Source organism: Bacillus sp. Leaf49 (assembly GCF_001426125.1).
Lineage (GTDB): Bacteria > Bacillota > Bacilli > Bacillales > Bacillaceae > Bacillus > Bacillus altitudinis.
In genome coordinates this window covers 1-14,303 of record NZ_LMRK01000023.1, presented here as the reverse complement: position 1 = coordinate 14,303, position 14,303 = coordinate 1, and the positions used below count along the sequence as shown (strand labels likewise).

General features: G+C 41.9%; 18 protein-coding genes. All 18 read left to right on the top strand.

What is annotated here, in order from left to right:
- Positions 1-39 precede the first annotated feature (39 nt).
- The gene (gene spoIIM, locus ASG46_RS16100; protein ID WP_008344417.1) at positions 40-684 is read left to right on the top strand and encodes a stage II sporulation protein M; all 645 of its coding nucleotides are present in this window, start codon (positions 40-42) and stop codon (positions 682-684) included.
- 121 nt (positions 685-805) lie between these two features.
- On the top strand, positions 806-1,258 hold the full coding sequence (gene fur / locus ASG46_RS16095) for a ferric iron uptake transcriptional regulator (RefSeq protein WP_003215577.1): 453 nt from the start codon (positions 806-808) through the stop codon (positions 1,256-1,258).
- 117 nt (positions 1,259-1,375) lie between these two features.
- Entirely contained in the window at positions 1,376-1,603 is a 228-nt protein-coding gene (locus tag ASG46_RS16090; RefSeq protein WP_008344420.1) for a YqzK family protein, read from the top strand.
- Between the two features lie 6 nt (positions 1,604-1,609).
- On the top strand, positions 1,610-2,500 hold the full coding sequence (gene xerD, locus ASG46_RS16085; protein WP_017357921.1) for a site-specific tyrosine recombinase XerD: 891 nt from the start codon (positions 1,610-1,612) through the stop codon (positions 2,498-2,500).
- 153 nt (positions 2,501-2,653) lie between these two features.
- Positions 2,654-3,838, top strand: coding sequence for a phosphopentomutase (deoB, locus tag ASG46_RS16080; protein ID WP_017357920.1), 1,185 nt, complete (start codon positions 2,654-2,656; stop codon positions 3,836-3,838).
- An 11-nt stretch (positions 3,839-3,849) separates the two neighbouring features.
- Complete coding sequence (locus ASG46_RS16075) at positions 3,850-4,662, top strand: purine-nucleoside phosphorylase (RefSeq protein ID WP_019743098.1); 813 nt, start codon at positions 3,850-3,852, stop codon at positions 4,660-4,662.
- A gap of 159 nt (positions 4,663-4,821) precedes the next feature.
- Positions 4,822-5,976 carry a D-alanyl-D-alanine carboxypeptidase family protein gene (locus ASG46_RS16070; protein WP_201297801.1) on the top strand — a complete coding sequence of 385 codons (1,155 nt, stop codon included), beginning with the start codon at positions 4,822-4,824 and terminating at the stop codon, positions 5,974-5,976.
- A 157-nt stretch (positions 5,977-6,133) separates the two neighbouring features.
- Positions 6,134-6,487: an anti-sigma F factor antagonist gene (gene spoIIAA, locus ASG46_RS16065; RefSeq protein WP_008344431.1), complete on the top strand. Its 354-nt coding sequence runs from the start codon at positions 6,134-6,136 to the stop codon at positions 6,485-6,487.
- A complete protein-coding gene (gene spoIIAB, locus ASG46_RS16060; protein ID WP_007501052.1) occupies positions 6,484-6,924 on the top strand; it encodes an anti-sigma F factor in 441 nt (146 codons plus the stop codon). Before spoIIAA ends, spoIIAB begins: the two co-directional genes overlap by 4 nt.
- A 12-nt stretch (positions 6,925-6,936) precedes the next feature.
- The gene (gene sigF / locus ASG46_RS16055) at positions 6,937-7,704 is read left to right on the top strand and encodes an RNA polymerase sporulation sigma factor SigF (RefSeq protein WP_007501051.1); all 768 of its coding nucleotides are present in this window, start codon (positions 6,937-6,939) and stop codon (positions 7,702-7,704) included.
- A gap of 114 nt (positions 7,705-7,818) precedes the next feature.
- Positions 7,819-8,439: a stage V sporulation protein AA gene (locus tag ASG46_RS16050; protein ID WP_046343891.1), complete on the top strand. Its 621-nt coding sequence runs from the start codon at positions 7,819-7,821 to the stop codon at positions 8,437-8,439.
- Positions 8,429-8,845, top strand: a complete 417-nt coding sequence (locus tag ASG46_RS16045; protein WP_007501049.1) for a stage V sporulation protein AB — start codon at positions 8,429-8,431, stop codon at positions 8,843-8,845. The genes ASG46_RS16050 and ASG46_RS16045 overlap by 11 nt, the downstream gene beginning before the upstream one ends.
- Before the next feature lie 20 nt (positions 8,846-8,865).
- Positions 8,866-9,318, top strand: a complete 453-nt coding sequence (gene spoVAC / locus ASG46_RS16040; protein WP_024718929.1) for a stage V sporulation protein AC — start codon at positions 8,866-8,868, stop codon at positions 9,316-9,318.
- Between the two features lie 12 nt (positions 9,319-9,330).
- Positions 9,331-10,347, top strand: a complete 1,017-nt coding sequence (gene spoVAD / locus ASG46_RS16035) for a stage V sporulation protein AD (protein ID WP_008344437.1) — start codon at positions 9,331-9,333, stop codon at positions 10,345-10,347.
- Positions 10,347-10,697 carry a stage V sporulation protein AE gene (gene spoVAE, locus ASG46_RS16030; protein ID WP_007501045.1) on the top strand — a complete coding sequence of 117 codons (351 nt, stop codon included), beginning with the start codon at positions 10,347-10,349 and terminating at the stop codon, positions 10,695-10,697. The genes spoVAD and spoVAE overlap by 1 nt, the downstream gene beginning before the upstream one ends.
- A 6-nt stretch (positions 10,698-10,703) precedes the next feature.
- Positions 10,704-11,312, top strand: a complete 609-nt coding sequence (locus ASG46_RS16025) for a stage V sporulation protein AE (RefSeq protein ID WP_035702864.1) — start codon at positions 10,704-10,706, stop codon at positions 11,310-11,312.
- The gene (locus ASG46_RS16020; protein ID WP_007501043.1) at positions 11,266-12,738 is read left to right on the top strand and encodes a spore germination protein; all 1,473 of its coding nucleotides are present in this window, start codon (positions 11,266-11,268) and stop codon (positions 12,736-12,738) included. The genes ASG46_RS16025 and ASG46_RS16020 overlap by 47 nt, the downstream gene beginning before the upstream one ends.
- Positions 12,739-12,853: 115 nt before the next feature.
- Positions 12,854-14,179 carry a diaminopimelate decarboxylase gene (gene lysA, locus ASG46_RS16015; RefSeq protein WP_056705191.1) on the top strand — a complete coding sequence of 442 codons (1,326 nt, stop codon included), beginning with the start codon at positions 12,854-12,856 and terminating at the stop codon, positions 14,177-14,179.
- Positions 14,180-14,303 lie beyond the last annotated feature (124 nt).

The following is a 14,303-nucleotide window of genomic DNA, read 5'->3' as shown; positions in this document are numbered from 1 at the left end:
ATAGAATCTAGTAACCTTTACTATTTGGGAGGAAGGCGCATGCGGAAAAAGTCTTGGAAAGAACATCTTCTTCAGCACGTGAAAGATCATGTATCGATTTATTTGTTTGTTTCTGTACTATTTTTAATGGGCGTCATTTTTGGAGCCATTATCGTCAATAGTATGACAATGAGTCAGAAAGAGGATTTATTCTACTATTTAAATCAATTTTTTGGTCAACTGACGAATGAGAAAGCAGCAGAATCAAAAGAAATGTTTTTGCAAAGCTTTTTACATCATATGAAATATTTGGGCCTCATGTGGATACTCGGAATTTCCATCATTGGCCTGCCGCTTATTTTTCTTATGATTTTTTTAAAAGGGATTGTAGTTGGGTTTACTGTCGGTTTTTTGGTCAATCAAATGGGGCTTAGCGGTTTTTTTCTATCTTTTGTCTCGGTGCTTCCTCAAAATATCTTGCTCATTCCAGCGTATTTAGTGATCGGAACTTGTGCGATTGCGTTCTCCATTCGTTTAATTGGTCAGCTTTTTATGAAAAAAACCATCAGTCAAGCGCCAATCCATTGGTTTGGCCGGTATGCTTCTGTTCTACTGATGATTTTAACCCTCGCTGCTCTTTCGTCCTTTTTTGAATCATACTTATCATTCATGCTGATGAAAAAGCTGGCAGGTGTTCTGTTTTGATGATTTTATAATCGTTATTAAATAATAATCAATTTATTTATCAATTTAAAATGATTATAGTTGGCTCTCTGCACATCATTTGATATAATGATCAAGTAATGTGGCGTAGGAGGGAAAGTCAATGGAAAATCGGATTGATCGAATTAAGAAACAGCTTCATTCTTCCAGCTATAAGCTCACGCCACAGCGTGAAGCAACAGTAAGAGTACTGCTTGAGAATGAAGAAGACCATTTAAGTGCAGAAGATGTATACCTCCTCGTAAAAGAGAAGTCTCCTGAAATTGGTCTTGCTACTGTTTATCGGACGTTAGAATTGCTTACTGAACTGAAAGTTGTTGATAAAATTAACTTTGGAGACGGCGTTTCGCGATATGATCTTCGCAAAGAAGGAGCCGCTCACTTCCATCACCATCTTGTCTGCATGGAATGCGGTACAGTCGATGAGATAGAAGATGATTTATTAGAAGATGTTGAAGAGATTATTGAACGCGACTGGAAATTTAAAATTAAGGATCATAGATTGACATTCCATGGTATTTGCCACCGGTGTCATGATGATGAATCCGGCAAATAATCCGAATTGGAACCTTTTCATTCAAAATGAAAAGGTTTTTTGCATGTTCGCTGTATATTCCTTGTCCCACCTGGCATATGCTGAAGTAATGAGAACACGAGAAAGGACATGAAGAACATGCGAAAATGGCTCAAAACAACAGGTGAAGTAATGAAAGTATTTATCTTGTTCACTGGTTTTACCGTCCTGTTCTATTATGCTATGATATGGATAAATTCAGAATATGAAAGCTATCATCGTTATGATAAACCAGAAGGTGCAGCGATAAAAGTGATGGAAATGGATCAGCCGAAACAAGACAGCTGGCAGGATCGATTGATTTATTTTTATCAAAACGGGGAGTAGAAACCATTGAAGGATCAATTATCCGACTTTATTCATTTTATGACAGTAGAGAGAGGACTCTCTGAAAATACCATTGTCTCTTATAAAAGAGATTTACAGAGCTATTTGTCTTTTTTAATGACGCATGAACAATTGACAGATGTAAAAGACGTCACACGCCTTCATATTATTCATTATTTAAAACAGTTAAAAGACGAGGGGAAATCGAGTAAAACGTCCGTCCGTCATCTATCATCGATACGCTCCTTTCATCAATTTTTGCTCCGTGAAAAAGTGACAACAGATGACCCGTCATGGAACATTGAATCACAAAAAACAGAGCGGAAATTACCGAAAGTTCTATCATTAGATGAGGTAGAAAAGCTGCTCGATACACCTAAGCAGCAAACACCATTTGACTACCGTGACAAAGCCATGCTCGAACTTTTATATGCAACAGGTATTCGCGTAAGTGAAATGCTTGATCTGACTCTTGCGGATGTGCATCTGACCATGGGGTTTATACGCTGTTTTGGAAAAGGAAGAAAAGAGCGGATCGTGCCTATTGGTGAAGCTGCTACAAGTGCGATTGAAGTGTATATAGAAAAAGGCAGAAACAAGCTGCTCAAAAAACAGCCGGCCGATGCCTTATTTCTGAATCATCACGGAAAAAAAATGTCGCGGCAGGGCTTTTGGAAGAACTTAAAGAAACGAGCCATAGAAGCAGGTATTCAAAAAGAATTGACGCCTCATACGCTCAGACATTCATTTGCGACACATTTGCTTGAAAACGGTGCGGATCTTAGAGCCGTACAGGAAATGCTCGGACATGCCGATATTTCTACTACACAAATTTACACACATGTCACAAAAACAAGATTAAAAGACGTGTATCACAAATTCCATCCAAGGGCATAAGTAAAGCATGGCACGGTGAACGTGTATCATGCTTTTTTATGTTTGGACCGTTTATGGTTGTCAATTGACTTGAAAACGGTTTATACTTGAGATGTCTGACCTCTCCAGTTGTGAAAGGTGAAAGGACAAGAATATTGAAGGAGGCGCTTTTTTATGCCTGATTATCAGTATAAACGTATTTTCCTCATTGTGATGGATTCAGTAGGAATCGGGGAAGCACCTGATGCTGCTGATTTTAATGATGTAGGTGCAGATACACTTGGACATATTGCTGAAAAAATGAACGGGCTTCATATGCCGAATATGGCGAAGCTTGGGCTAAGTCATATTAAAGAAATTAAAGGAATTCCAGCGGACGAAAAACCGCTTGCGTATTATGGAAAAATGCAAGAAGCATCCAACGGGAAAGACACAATGACAGGGCATTGGGAAATCATGGGTCTTTACATCGACACACCATTTAAAGTCTTTCCAGACGGCTTTCCAGATGAACTGTTAAATGAATTAAAAGAAAAAACAGGGCGTGGCATCATTGGAAATAAACCAGCGTCTGGTACAGAAATTCTGGATGAGCTTGGCGAAGAGCATATGAAAACAGGCGATTTAATCGTTTATACTTCAGCAGATTCTGTGCTGCAAATTGCTGCACACGAAGAAGTTGTGCCATTAGACGAACTTTACCGCATTTGCGAAATCGCACGTGAACTGACTTTAGATGAAAAATATATGGTAGGGCGCATCATCGCTCGTCCATTTGTCGGGGAGCCGGGGGCATTTGTTAGAACACCAAATCGTCATGACTATGCATTAAAACCATTCGACCGTACCGTCATGAATGAATTGAAAGATGATGGACTTGATGTCATTGCGATCGGAAAAATCTCTGATATTTATGATGGTGAAGGAATCACCTCTTCACTCAGAACGAAATCCAACATGGATGGAATGGACAAGCTAGTGGAGACGCTGAAAACAGACTTTACTGGGCTGAGCTTCTTAAATCTTGTCGACTTTGATGCGCTTTATGGACATAGAAGAGATCCAGAAGGCTACGGTAAGGCACTAGAGGAATTTGACGCACGTCTACCTGAAGTGTTTGATCTATTAAAAGAGGATGATCTGCTTGTGATCACAGCAGATCACGGAAATGACCCGGTTCATCACGGAACAGATCATACAAGAGAATACGTTCCGCTTATTGCTTACAGCAAAAAGCATCAAGAAGCGAATGAGCTACCAACAGCGAAAACATTTGCTGATCTTGGGGCAACGGTAGCAGATAATTTTAAATCAACGCTGCCAAAATACGGAACAAGCTTTTTATCTCAACTCAAATAGGGGGAAATCACGTGGGAGCACAGTTTTCAGAAGCGGCGGCATACATTAAACAAGCATCGACATATGTACCAACAGTTGGATTGATTTTAGGTTCAGGTCTTGGCATTTTAGCCGATGAGATTGAAAATCCAATCAAATTGAAATATGAAGATATTCCTGGATTCCCTGTTTCAACAGTAGAAGGGCATGCAGGCCAGCTCGTCATTGGAACGCTGAAAGGCACGGTCGTTTGTGCCATGCAAGGACGTTTCCATTACTATGAAGGGTATGATATGAAGCAGGTGACATTTCCTGTCCGTGTGATGAAAGAAATCGGCATTGAGACATGTATTGTGACAAATGCAGCGGGCGGTGTGAATACGTCCTTCCATCCTGGCGATCTCATGCTGATTACAGATCATATCAATATGATGGGAACCAATCCGTTAATTGGACCAAACGACAGTCAAGGGGTTCGTTTCCCTGATATGTCTGCACCGTATGATAAAGATTTGCTGGCACTTGCAGAGAAAACGGCTAAACATTTAGGCATATCTGTGCAGCAAGGGGTTTATGCAGGAATGACAGGCCCTTCATATGAAACACCGGCAGAGGTTCGTTTCCTCAGAACGCTAGGCGCTGATGCAGTCGGTATGTCGACTGTGCCAGAAGTGATTGTGGCACGTCATGCAGGCATAAAAGTACTTGGTATTTCATGCATCTCTAATGCGGCTTCAGGTATTTTAGATCAGCCGCTTTCTCATGATGAAGTGATCGAAGTGACGGAAAAAGTGAAAGCAAGTTTCCTTGATTTAGTGAAAGAAGTTGTCAAACAACTCTCATAGATCGCGTGAAAAAGCCTTCTGTTCATGAAACAGAGGGCTTTTTTTTATGGCAATCAAACGATCTCTGAATAAAACAGCCTTTATGAGGAAAAAATAGAAAGGATTACGATAATGGAGGTCTGCCACTTGAAACGTCATATATGTGCATTGTTTACTTTAATGATCCTTATCTCAATGGTTTCACCATCAGCGATGGCAAAAGAAAAGATTGAAAAGCCAGGAGAAAAACAAACATCAGAATTGGCGCATGAAGCCAAATCAGCGATTTTAATGGAACGTGACACGGGAAAAGTGCTTTACAACAAAAACAGTGATGAAAAGCTTGCCCCTGCAAGTATGACCAAAATCATGACGATGCTTCTCATCATGGAAGCGATGGATCAAGGGAAATTAAAAATGACTGATAAAGTAAGAACGAGCGATCATGCAGCATCTATGGGAGGCTCACAAATTTTCCTTGAACCGGGAGAAGAAATGACGGTTAAAGACATGCTAAAAGGCATTGCGATTGCGTCAGGAAACGATGCTTCGGTTGCCATGGCAGAACATATTGCTGGATCTGAAGAACAGTTTGTTGAGCAAATGAACAAAAAGGCAAAAGAGCTTGGGCTCACCTCAACGGTCTTTCAAAATCCAACAGGACTTCCTGAAAAAGATCATTACAGCACGGCTCATGATATGGCAAAAATGGCGAAAGAGCTGTTGAAATATGAAGAGATCACCAAGTTCACAGGTGTATACGAAGACTATCTTCGTCAGAACACGGATAAAAAATTCTGGCTTGTGAATACAAACCGTCTCATTAAATTTTATCCAGGTGTGGATGGGGTGAAAACAGGGTTTACAGGCGAGGCGAAATACTGTCTAACGGCTTCCGCTAAAAAAGGGAACATGCGCGTCATTGCTGTTGTATTCGGCGCAAGCACGCCAAAAGACAGAAATGCCCAAGTCGTCAAAATGCTGGATTACGCCTTTAGTCAATATACAACGCACCCTCTGTACAAGCGTGGTCAAGATGTAGCAGAGATCAAAGTGAGCAAAGGGAAAAAGAAAAAAATTCAGCTTGTCACGTCTGAACCGATTTCTCTTTTAACGAAAAAAGGCGAAAATGTCGATCAGATCAAAAAAGAAATTAAATTAACTCAAGATGTCACAGCCCCATTTTCAAAAGGAACGAAACTTGGCACCATCATCTTGAAAAAAGATGGAAAAGTGCTTCATGAAAGTCCTGTTGAAGCGAAAGAAGATATGGAAAAAGCCGGTGTTTGGACGTTCTTCAAACGGGCGATGGCCGAATTTGTTAAATGGAAGTAAAAGGTGAAAGACTGCTGCAACTGGCAGTCTTTTTTGCTATGAACGAAAAGAACATCTAAATGTGACGAATGATCACTAGTTTTGTCATGGTGAAGGATTTGCATGTGAAGAAAGAGAAACATTCTTTATCCGAAAATAGAGCAAGGAGGAAGAAAAGATGAGCCTTGGTATTGATTTTCAAATAAAAGAGAGCGTACTTTGCATTCGGTTGACAGGGGAGCTTGATCATCACTCCGCAGAGACATTGAGACAAAAGGTGACGAATTATTTGGAAACAGAGGACATTCGCCACATCGTGCTGAATTTAGCTGATTTATCGTTTATGGACAGCTCTGGGCTCGGAGTGATTTTAGGAAGATACAAAGAAATTAAACAGCTTGGCGGTGAAATGGTCGTCTGTGCGATCTCGCCAGCAGTGAACCGTTTATTTGATATGTCCGGCTTGTTTAAAATTATTCGTATGGAGCCTTCAGAGCAAACTGCGCTGCAAACATTGGGGGTGGCATCATGACAAATGAAATGAATCTGACTTTTTCTGCTTTAAGTCAAAACGAATCCTTTGCGAGAGTAACGGTGGCAGCATTCATCGCTCAGCTCGATCCAACATTAGATGAGCTAACAGAAATCAAAACCGTCGTATCAGAGGCGGTCACGAACTCGATCATTCACGGGTATGACGGGAATCCAGACGGCAAGGTGCACATTAGCGTCACACTGGATGACCATATTGTGTATCTGACGATTCGAGACGAAGGCATGGGCATTTCAGATCTTGAGGAAGCAAGGCAGCCGCTTTTTACGACGAAACCAGACTTAGAGCGTTCCGGGATGGGTTTTACGATCATGGAGAACTTTATGGATGATGTCATGGTGGACTCATCTCCAGAAATGGGCACAACAATCCGCTTAACAAAGCATCTATCAAAAAGCAAAGCGCTTTGTAATTAAGGAGCTGCTCATATGGATGTGGAGGTAAAAAAGCAAGCAAAAAAAGCACAGCTGTCTAATGATGAAGTGAAACAGCTCATCAAAAAAAGCCAAGACGGAGATCAACAAGCAAGAGACCTCCTCGTAGAAAAAAACATGCGTCTTGTTTGGTCCGTTGTTCAGCGCTTTTTAAATAGAGGATATGAACCAGATGATCTGTTCCAAATAGGCTGTATTGGCCTGCTGAAATCTGTTGATAAATTTGATTTGTCTTATGATGTGAAGTTTTCGACCTATGCCGTTCCAATGATCATTGGTGAAATTCAGCGTTTCATTCGTGATGATGGAACCGTCAAAGTCAGCAGGTCCTTAAAGGAACTTGGAAATAAAATTAGGCGGGCAAGGGACGAATTGTCTAAATCTCATGGACGAATGCCGACTGTTCAGGAAATCGCTGAATATCTGGACATCACACCTGAGGATGTTGTCCTCGCTCAAGAAGCGGTCCGCTCACCATCATCTATTCATGAAACCGTGTATGAAAATGACGGCGATCCGATTACGTTGCTCGATCAAATTGCCGATCATTCAGAAGAAAGATGGTTTGATAAAATTGCGCTAAAAGAGGCGATTAAAGAATTAGAAGAGCGTGAGAAACTGATTGTCTATTTAAGGTATTATAAAGACCAAACACAATCAGAAGTAGCAGAAAGACTCGGAATTTCCCAAGTGCAAGTCTCACGGCTTGAAAAGAAAATTTTAAAACAAATCCAAATGCAAATGGATCAAAAAGACAGCTAGCCAATTCGGCTGGCTTTTTTTGTGTGGTAATTACCGGTAAATCAAGTTCTTTCAGTATGAGAACCATTTTTCACCACATACTATTTTTAACCCATCGTATAGGAAGTGACTTGGATGGACGGACAAATCTTTATTCGGCTGCGCCATCGGATTAAGACTGGTAATGATCAGCTTATCTATTTAGAGGATATTGCCCAAATCACTGGAGATGACAGTGCTGTGCAAAAGCTGAGCAAAATGCCAATATACCATGTCAGCAAAAAGGATCGTCACATCGTTGTGTTAGATATCATGCATGTGGTCAAAACGATCAAAAAAGCGTGGCCTGACATCGACATTCAAACAGTCGGAGGCTCAGAGGCCATTGTTGAAATAGACACAGGCAAACGTCAGCTGTCCCCCGTATTATTCGTGTTTGTATGGCTCCTCTTATTTGTCGGAGCGGCCCTTGCCATCATGAATTTCCATGAGGATGTTAGTATGCGGCTTGTTCATATCCGCCTTTACGAGATGATTACTGGAAACACGGTTGAGCATCCGTATTTATTACAAATTCCATATAGCTTTGGACTCGGTTTGGGCATGATTTTATTTTTCAATCATGTGTTTAAAAAGCGTTTAAACGAAGAGCCAAGTCCGCTTGAAGTGGAAATGTTTAAATATCAGCTCGATCTTGATCATTATGTCGCACTCAATGAAAACAAAGAAACATTGAAAGATATCCATGATCGGTAAATGGCTTTTTGTGGTGCTTGTTGGGCTCGGCGGCGGTTTAACGGTAGGGGCAGGATTTGTGGCGTTTCTCACAGTGCTTGGTATTATCCCTCGATTAATGCAATTAACGAAAACGCAGCGTTTCATTCAAGGATATGAGGCTGCCGTGATAAGTGGAGCGGTCGTTGGCGGCTGGGCTACTTTAAGTCAAGTCCATTTGCATTTATCCAAATGGCTAGCGCTTCCGATCGGTCTTTTATCTGGCATTTTTGTCGGCATGCTTGCAGCCGCACTCACTGAAGTGTTAAATGTACTTCCTATCTTAACGAAAAGAATTGGAATGGACGGGAAAATTGTGCTGTTGCTCATGGCCATCGTCTTAGGAAAGGTGTTTGGCTCGCTATTTCATTGGCTTATTTATATTTAAAAATGTGGAGGGAACAACACGTGTCAAGTTTAAAAGAGAACTATCCATCTAAAGTGAAAACGTATCAGCCGAAACCTCCTTATGTACTGAACTGCATCAAGGCTTTTCTTGTCGGCGGTTTGATTTGTGCGATAGGCGAGGGATTGCAAAATTTCTATATTACTTTTTTTGATTTTAATGAGAAGACAGCAGGGAATCCAACGGTGGCGACCCTTATTTTAATTTCTTCTATTTTAACTGGTATTGGTATTTACGATAAAATCGGCCAGTTTGCTGGAGCGGGATCAGCTGTCCCGGTGACAGGATTTGCAAATAGCATGACAAGTGCGGCTCTTGAGCATAAAAGTGAAGGGCTTGTGTTAGGTGTAGCGACCAACATGTTTAAACTGGCTGGGAACGTCATTGTGTTTGGCGTCGTCTCGGCATATGTCGTAGGGATTATTCGATACGTCTTGGAAAAGATGTTTTCGTAGGAGGAATAAAACGTGAAACTAACAGGTAAGCAATCTTGGGTATTTGAACACAAGCTTTATGTGAATGCGGAAGGAACAGCTGCAGGACCGAAAGAAAAAGAAGGCCCAATCGGTCATCTTATTGATAAAACCTATGATGAAATGCACTGTTATCAAAAGAACTGGGAAATGGCTGAAAGGCAGCTCATGGATGATGCCATATCAATGGCCTTATCAAAAGCGAATTTGCAAAAAAGTGATATTGACCTTCTGCTGGCAGGAGATTTACTGAACCAAAACGTGACTGCCAACTATGTGGCAAGAGAACTCAAAATCCCGTTTCTTTGTTTATTTGGTGCCTGCTCCACATCAATGGAATCAGTCGCCATTGCCTCAGCGCTAGTAGATGGTGGCTTTGCCAATAGAGCACTTGCTGCGACAAGCAGTCACAATGCGACGGCAGAGCGGCAATTTCGTAATCCAACAGAATATGGCGGGCAAAAACCCGATACAGCCACAAGTACAGTGACAGGGAGCGGTGCTGTCGTCATCAGCCAAGAACCTTCCCAAATTCAAATTACAAGTGCCACCGTCGGACGGGTGATGGATCTTGGGATTACAGATCCATTCGATATGGGTTCGGCTATGGCGCCTGCAGCGGCAGACACAATCAAACAACATTTAGAAGACTTAGGAAGAACAGTAGATGATTATGATCTCATCCTAACAGGAGATCTATCTGGAATTGGATCGCCTATTTTAAAGGATCTTCTGAAAGAAGATGGCATTCAGCTTGGACGGAAGCATGATGATTGCGGATTAATCATATACACACCTGATCAAAATGTATTCGCTGGAGGCAGCGGCTGTGCCTGCTCAGCTGTCGTGACATTCAGTCACATCTTTCAAGAAATGAAAGCAGGGAATTTACAAAGAGTATTGGTTGTAGCAACCGGGGCGCTTCTCAGCCCAATGATGGTTCAGCAAAAAGAGACCATTCCAACCATTGCGCACGGAGTTGTATTTGAGCGTGCAGGAGGAGAAAGCTAATGGATTATTTGATTGCTTTTGTTGCAGGCGGTCTGATTTGCGTGATCGGCCAGCTTTTACTTGATGTACTGAAACTCACACCAGCACATGTCATGACGACCTTTGTTGTGGCAGGGACGATTTTAGACGGGTTTGGTATTTATGATAAATTTATTGAATTTGCAGGAGCGGGTGCTACCGTCCCTATCGTAAGCTTTGGTCATAGCTTGCTTCATGGGGCGATGCATCAGGCTGATGTCCACGGATTTATTGGAATCGGAATTGGGATTTTTGAGTTAACCTCTGCTGGAATATCAGCTGCAATTTTATTTTCATTTATCATTGCACTTATCTTTAAACCGAAAGGATAACCTAATATGGGGCAAAGACGCAAAGTCATTTTAGTGACAGACGGAGATATATATGCTGCCAAAACGATTGAGCTTGTCGCAAAGAAAGTCGGCGGAAGATGTATTTCCAGCTCAAAAGGGAATCCGAGCAAACGAACAGGACCAGAACTGGTCCAGATGATTTTAAAAACGCCGTATGACCCAGTGTTTGTCATGTTTGATGATTCTGGCTTAACAGGTGAAGGAACAGGGGAGACGGCGATGAAGCACGTAGCTCGTCACCCTGAAATTGAAGTGATTGGCGCCATTGCAGTGGCATCTAAAACCCATCAAGCGGAATGGACAAAGGTACATGTCTCCATTGACCGGGAAGGTGAACTGACAGAATACGGCGTTGACAAACATGGACTTCCAGAAATGGAACCACACAAAATGAGTGGAGATACAGTGTATTGTCTCGATTCACTACAGCTTCCGATTGTTGTCGGCATTGGAGATATTGGCAAGATGGGACGGAAAGATGATCTAAGCAAAGGGTCCCCCATCACAATGAAGGCAGTCGAATTAATTTTAGAAAGGAGCGGTTTCCATGAAGAAAGACAAGGTACACGTGTACCGAGATCCGAAGAAAAATGAAGATTTTTTCAAAGACAATGTCGGGATGGGTCTCAGCTTTGACCTTGGCGTTCGGAAAATTTATGTCCATGATCAGGAAATCCAGCTTTACTATGTAAATGGATTATGTGATACACAATATGTGATCTATTTATTAAAAGAACTGATTGAAATCAATGACAATGAACCTGAATCAGATGATCTTGCACGTGTGGTAGAAAACCGTCTTGTCAATCAGCAAGTCTCAAAAGTTGAAACGCTTGATGAAGCAGTGGATCAAGTGCTGTCTGGACTTGTGGCAGTCGTTGTCGAAGGTGAAAATTACGCATTTATTATTGACGTCAGGAGCTACCCTGGCAGAATGCCGGAGGAACCGGATACAGAAAAGGTTGTCAGAGGTGCAAGAGACGGCTTTGTTGAAAACATCATTGTGAACACAGCACTCATTCGCAGAAGAGTGCGGGATGAAAAACTGCGATACAAAATGCTTAAAGTGGGCGAGCGTTCTAAAGCAGACGTCTGTGTTTGTTATATTGAAGACATTGCTGATCCTGATCTTGTTGATATTATCGAAAAAGAAGTGTCTGGGATCAAAGTTGACGGACTGACGATGTCTGATAAAACAATAGAAGAATTTATCATTAAGCAAGGATATAATCCCTTCCCGCTTGTACGATACACCGAGCGCCCAGATGTAGCCGCTAACCATATATTAGAAGGGCATGTCATCATCATTACGGATACATCCCCTAGTGTCATCATTACACCAACCACTATTTTTCATCACGTTCAACATGCTGAAGAATACCGCCAGGCGCCAGCAGTTGGGACTTTTTTAAGATGGGTGCGTTTTTTAGGCATCTTATGTTCTACTTTTCTTTTGCCGATCTGGTTTCTTTTTATTCTAGAACCGAATCTTCTGCCAGACAATCTAAGCTATATTGGATTTAACAAGCCCTCCCATATTCCTGTCATTCTCCAAGTATTCCTTGCTGATTTTGGGGTGGAATTTTTACGAATGGCGGCGATCCATACGCCGACCGCCTTGTCGACTGCCATGGGCTTGATTGCGGCCGTTTTAATTGGACAAATCGCGATTGATGTCGGTTTATTTACACCAGAGGTCATATTATACGTCTCGCTAGCAGCCATCGGCACATTCACCACTCCAAGTTATGAACTGAGTGTCGCTAATAAAATCATCCGGCTGATCATATTAGCACTAGTAGCGATCTTTAAGCTGAATGGATTGATCATCGGTTTTACGCTGTTACTTATTTATTTAACATCCATTCGTTCCTTACAGACACCTTATATGTGGCCGTTCATTCCTTTTAATGGAAAGGCTTTGTGGCAAGTGCTCATTCGGACGTCTGTTCCTGGCTCAAAAGTAAGGCCAAGCATCGTTCACCCTCAGAACAGATCAAAAATTCCGCCAAATTCTTAACGCTCGTTGAAAGTGGCTGAAGATTGTGATATTGTATTTTTAACTTTGAGAAACGGCAAAAGGCAGCTTGTGCAGCTGTCTTTTTTCAGCCGAGGCGGAGAAAGAGGGAATGACATTGTATTTACACGGCACTTGCAGACAAAATGAACTCGGACATTTAGAAATTGGTGGTGTTGATGCCGTTTCTTTAGCTGAAACGTATGGGACACCACTTTATGTATATGATGTGGCTTTAATACGGGAGCGTGCAAAAAGCTTTCAGAAAGCATTTATTGAAGAAGAACTAAAAGCTCAGGTGGCATATGCGAGTAAGGCGTTTTCTTCTATTGCCATGTTCCAGCTGGCAAAAGAAGAAGGCTTATCACTTGATGTCGTTTCAGGCGGGGAGCTGCACACAGCCATTTGTGCCGGGTTTCCAGTAGAAAAAATTCATTTCCATGGTAACAACAAAAGCAGAGAAGAATTAAAGATGGCATTAGCGCATGGAATCGGCTGTATTGTTGTTGATAATTTCTATGAAATCAACCTCATTGAACAGCTTGGTCAAGAGCTGTCAAAACAGGTGAAAGTACTCCTCCGCATCACGCCGGGTGTTGAAGCACATACGCATGACTATATTACAACAGGTCAAGAAGATTCAAAATTCGGTTTTGATCTTCATAATGGACAAGCAGACGAAGCGGTGAAACGAGTGCTTAAATCAGAAGTGATCGAGCTCTTAGGTGTTCATTGTCATATCGGCTCACAAATTTTTGATACGGCTGGTTTTGTCCTTGCGGCAGATAAGATTTTCTTGAAGCTAGATGAATGGAGAGAATCATTTGGCTTTATTTCCACAGTGCTGAACTTAGGCGGAGGCTTTGGCATCCGTTATACAGAAGAGGACGAACCACTTCCAGCAACTGAATACGTGGAGAAAATTATTCAAGCGGTGAAAGAAAATGTAGCCCGCTATGAATTTGAGATGCCTGAAATTTGGATTGAGCCAGGCCGTTCCCTTGTTGGAGATGCAGGAACCACTCTTTATACGATCGGCTCATCCAAACATGTACCTGGCATTCGCGATTATGTAGCCATTGACGGCGGAATGAGTGATAACATTCGACCTGCTTTATATCAAGCAAAATATGAAGCAGCGAGCGCCAATAAAATGAGCCAAACGCATGATCAAACGGTGTCCATTGCAGGGAAATGCTGCGAGAGTGGAGATATGCTCATTTGGGATATTGATTTGCCAGAGTTATCACAGGGAGACTTATTAGCTGTCTTTTGTACAGGAGCTTATGGCTACAGCATGTCAAACAACTATAACCGCATCCCGCGCCCGGCTGTAGTATTTGTAGAAGATGGGGAAGCGCAGCTTGTCGTTGAGCGTGAGACATATGAGGACATTGTCAAATTGGATTTACCTTATCAATCAAAAGTGAAATCATCGACTTAAAAAAAGCTGCCTGATCATCAGGCAGCTCAGCTTGTAGACAAAGTCTACAAGCTTTTTTGTATAATAAGGGTAATAACACAATTCTGTGGGGGATGAACATGTTATCGAAACGTGAAGAAGAAAG

Bases quoted from the DNA above. Each gene is read 5' to 3' on its own strand.
- spoVAE (WP_007501045.1), top strand. From the start codon at position 10,347: ATGGATTATTTGATTGCTTTTGTTGCAGGCGGTCTGATTTGCGTGATC.
- fur (WP_003215577.1), top strand. From the start codon at position 806: ATGGAAAATCGGATTGATCGAATTAAGAAACAGCTTCATTCTTCCAGC.
- ASG46_RS16090 (WP_008344420.1), top strand. From the start codon at position 1,376: ATGCGAAAATGGCTCAAAACAACAGGTGAAGTAATGAAAGTATTTATC.
- spoIIAA (WP_008344431.1), top strand. From the start codon at position 6,134: ATGAGCCTTGGTATTGATTTTCAAATAAAAGAGAGCGTACTTTGCATT.
- spoIIAB (WP_007501052.1), top strand. From the start codon at position 6,484: ATGACAAATGAAATGAATCTGACTTTTTCTGCTTTAAGTCAAAACGAA.
- deoB (WP_017357920.1), top strand. From the start codon at position 2,654: ATGCCTGATTATCAGTATAAACGTATTTTCCTCATTGTGATGGATTCA.
- ASG46_RS16045 (WP_007501049.1), top strand. From the start codon at position 8,429: ATGATCGGTAAATGGCTTTTTGTGGTGCTTGTTGGGCTCGGCGGCGGT.
- ASG46_RS16020 (WP_007501043.1), top strand. From the start codon at position 11,266: ATGAAGAAAGACAAGGTACACGTGTACCGAGATCCGAAGAAAAATGAA.
- sigF (WP_007501051.1), top strand. From the start codon at position 6,937: ATGGATGTGGAGGTAAAAAAGCAAGCAAAAAAAGCACAGCTGTCTAAT.
- ASG46_RS16050 (WP_046343891.1), top strand. From the start codon at position 7,819: ATGGACGGACAAATCTTTATTCGGCTGCGCCATCGGATTAAGACTGGT.
- spoIIM (WP_008344417.1), top strand. From the start codon at position 40: ATGCGGAAAAAGTCTTGGAAAGAACATCTTCTTCAGCACGTGAAAGAT.
- ASG46_RS16025 (WP_035702864.1), top strand. From the start codon at position 10,704: ATGGGGCAAAGACGCAAAGTCATTTTAGTGACAGACGGAGATATATAT.
- ASG46_RS16070 (WP_201297801.1), top strand. From the start codon at position 4,822: ATGATCCTTATCTCAATGGTTTCACCATCAGCGATGGCAAAAGAAAAG.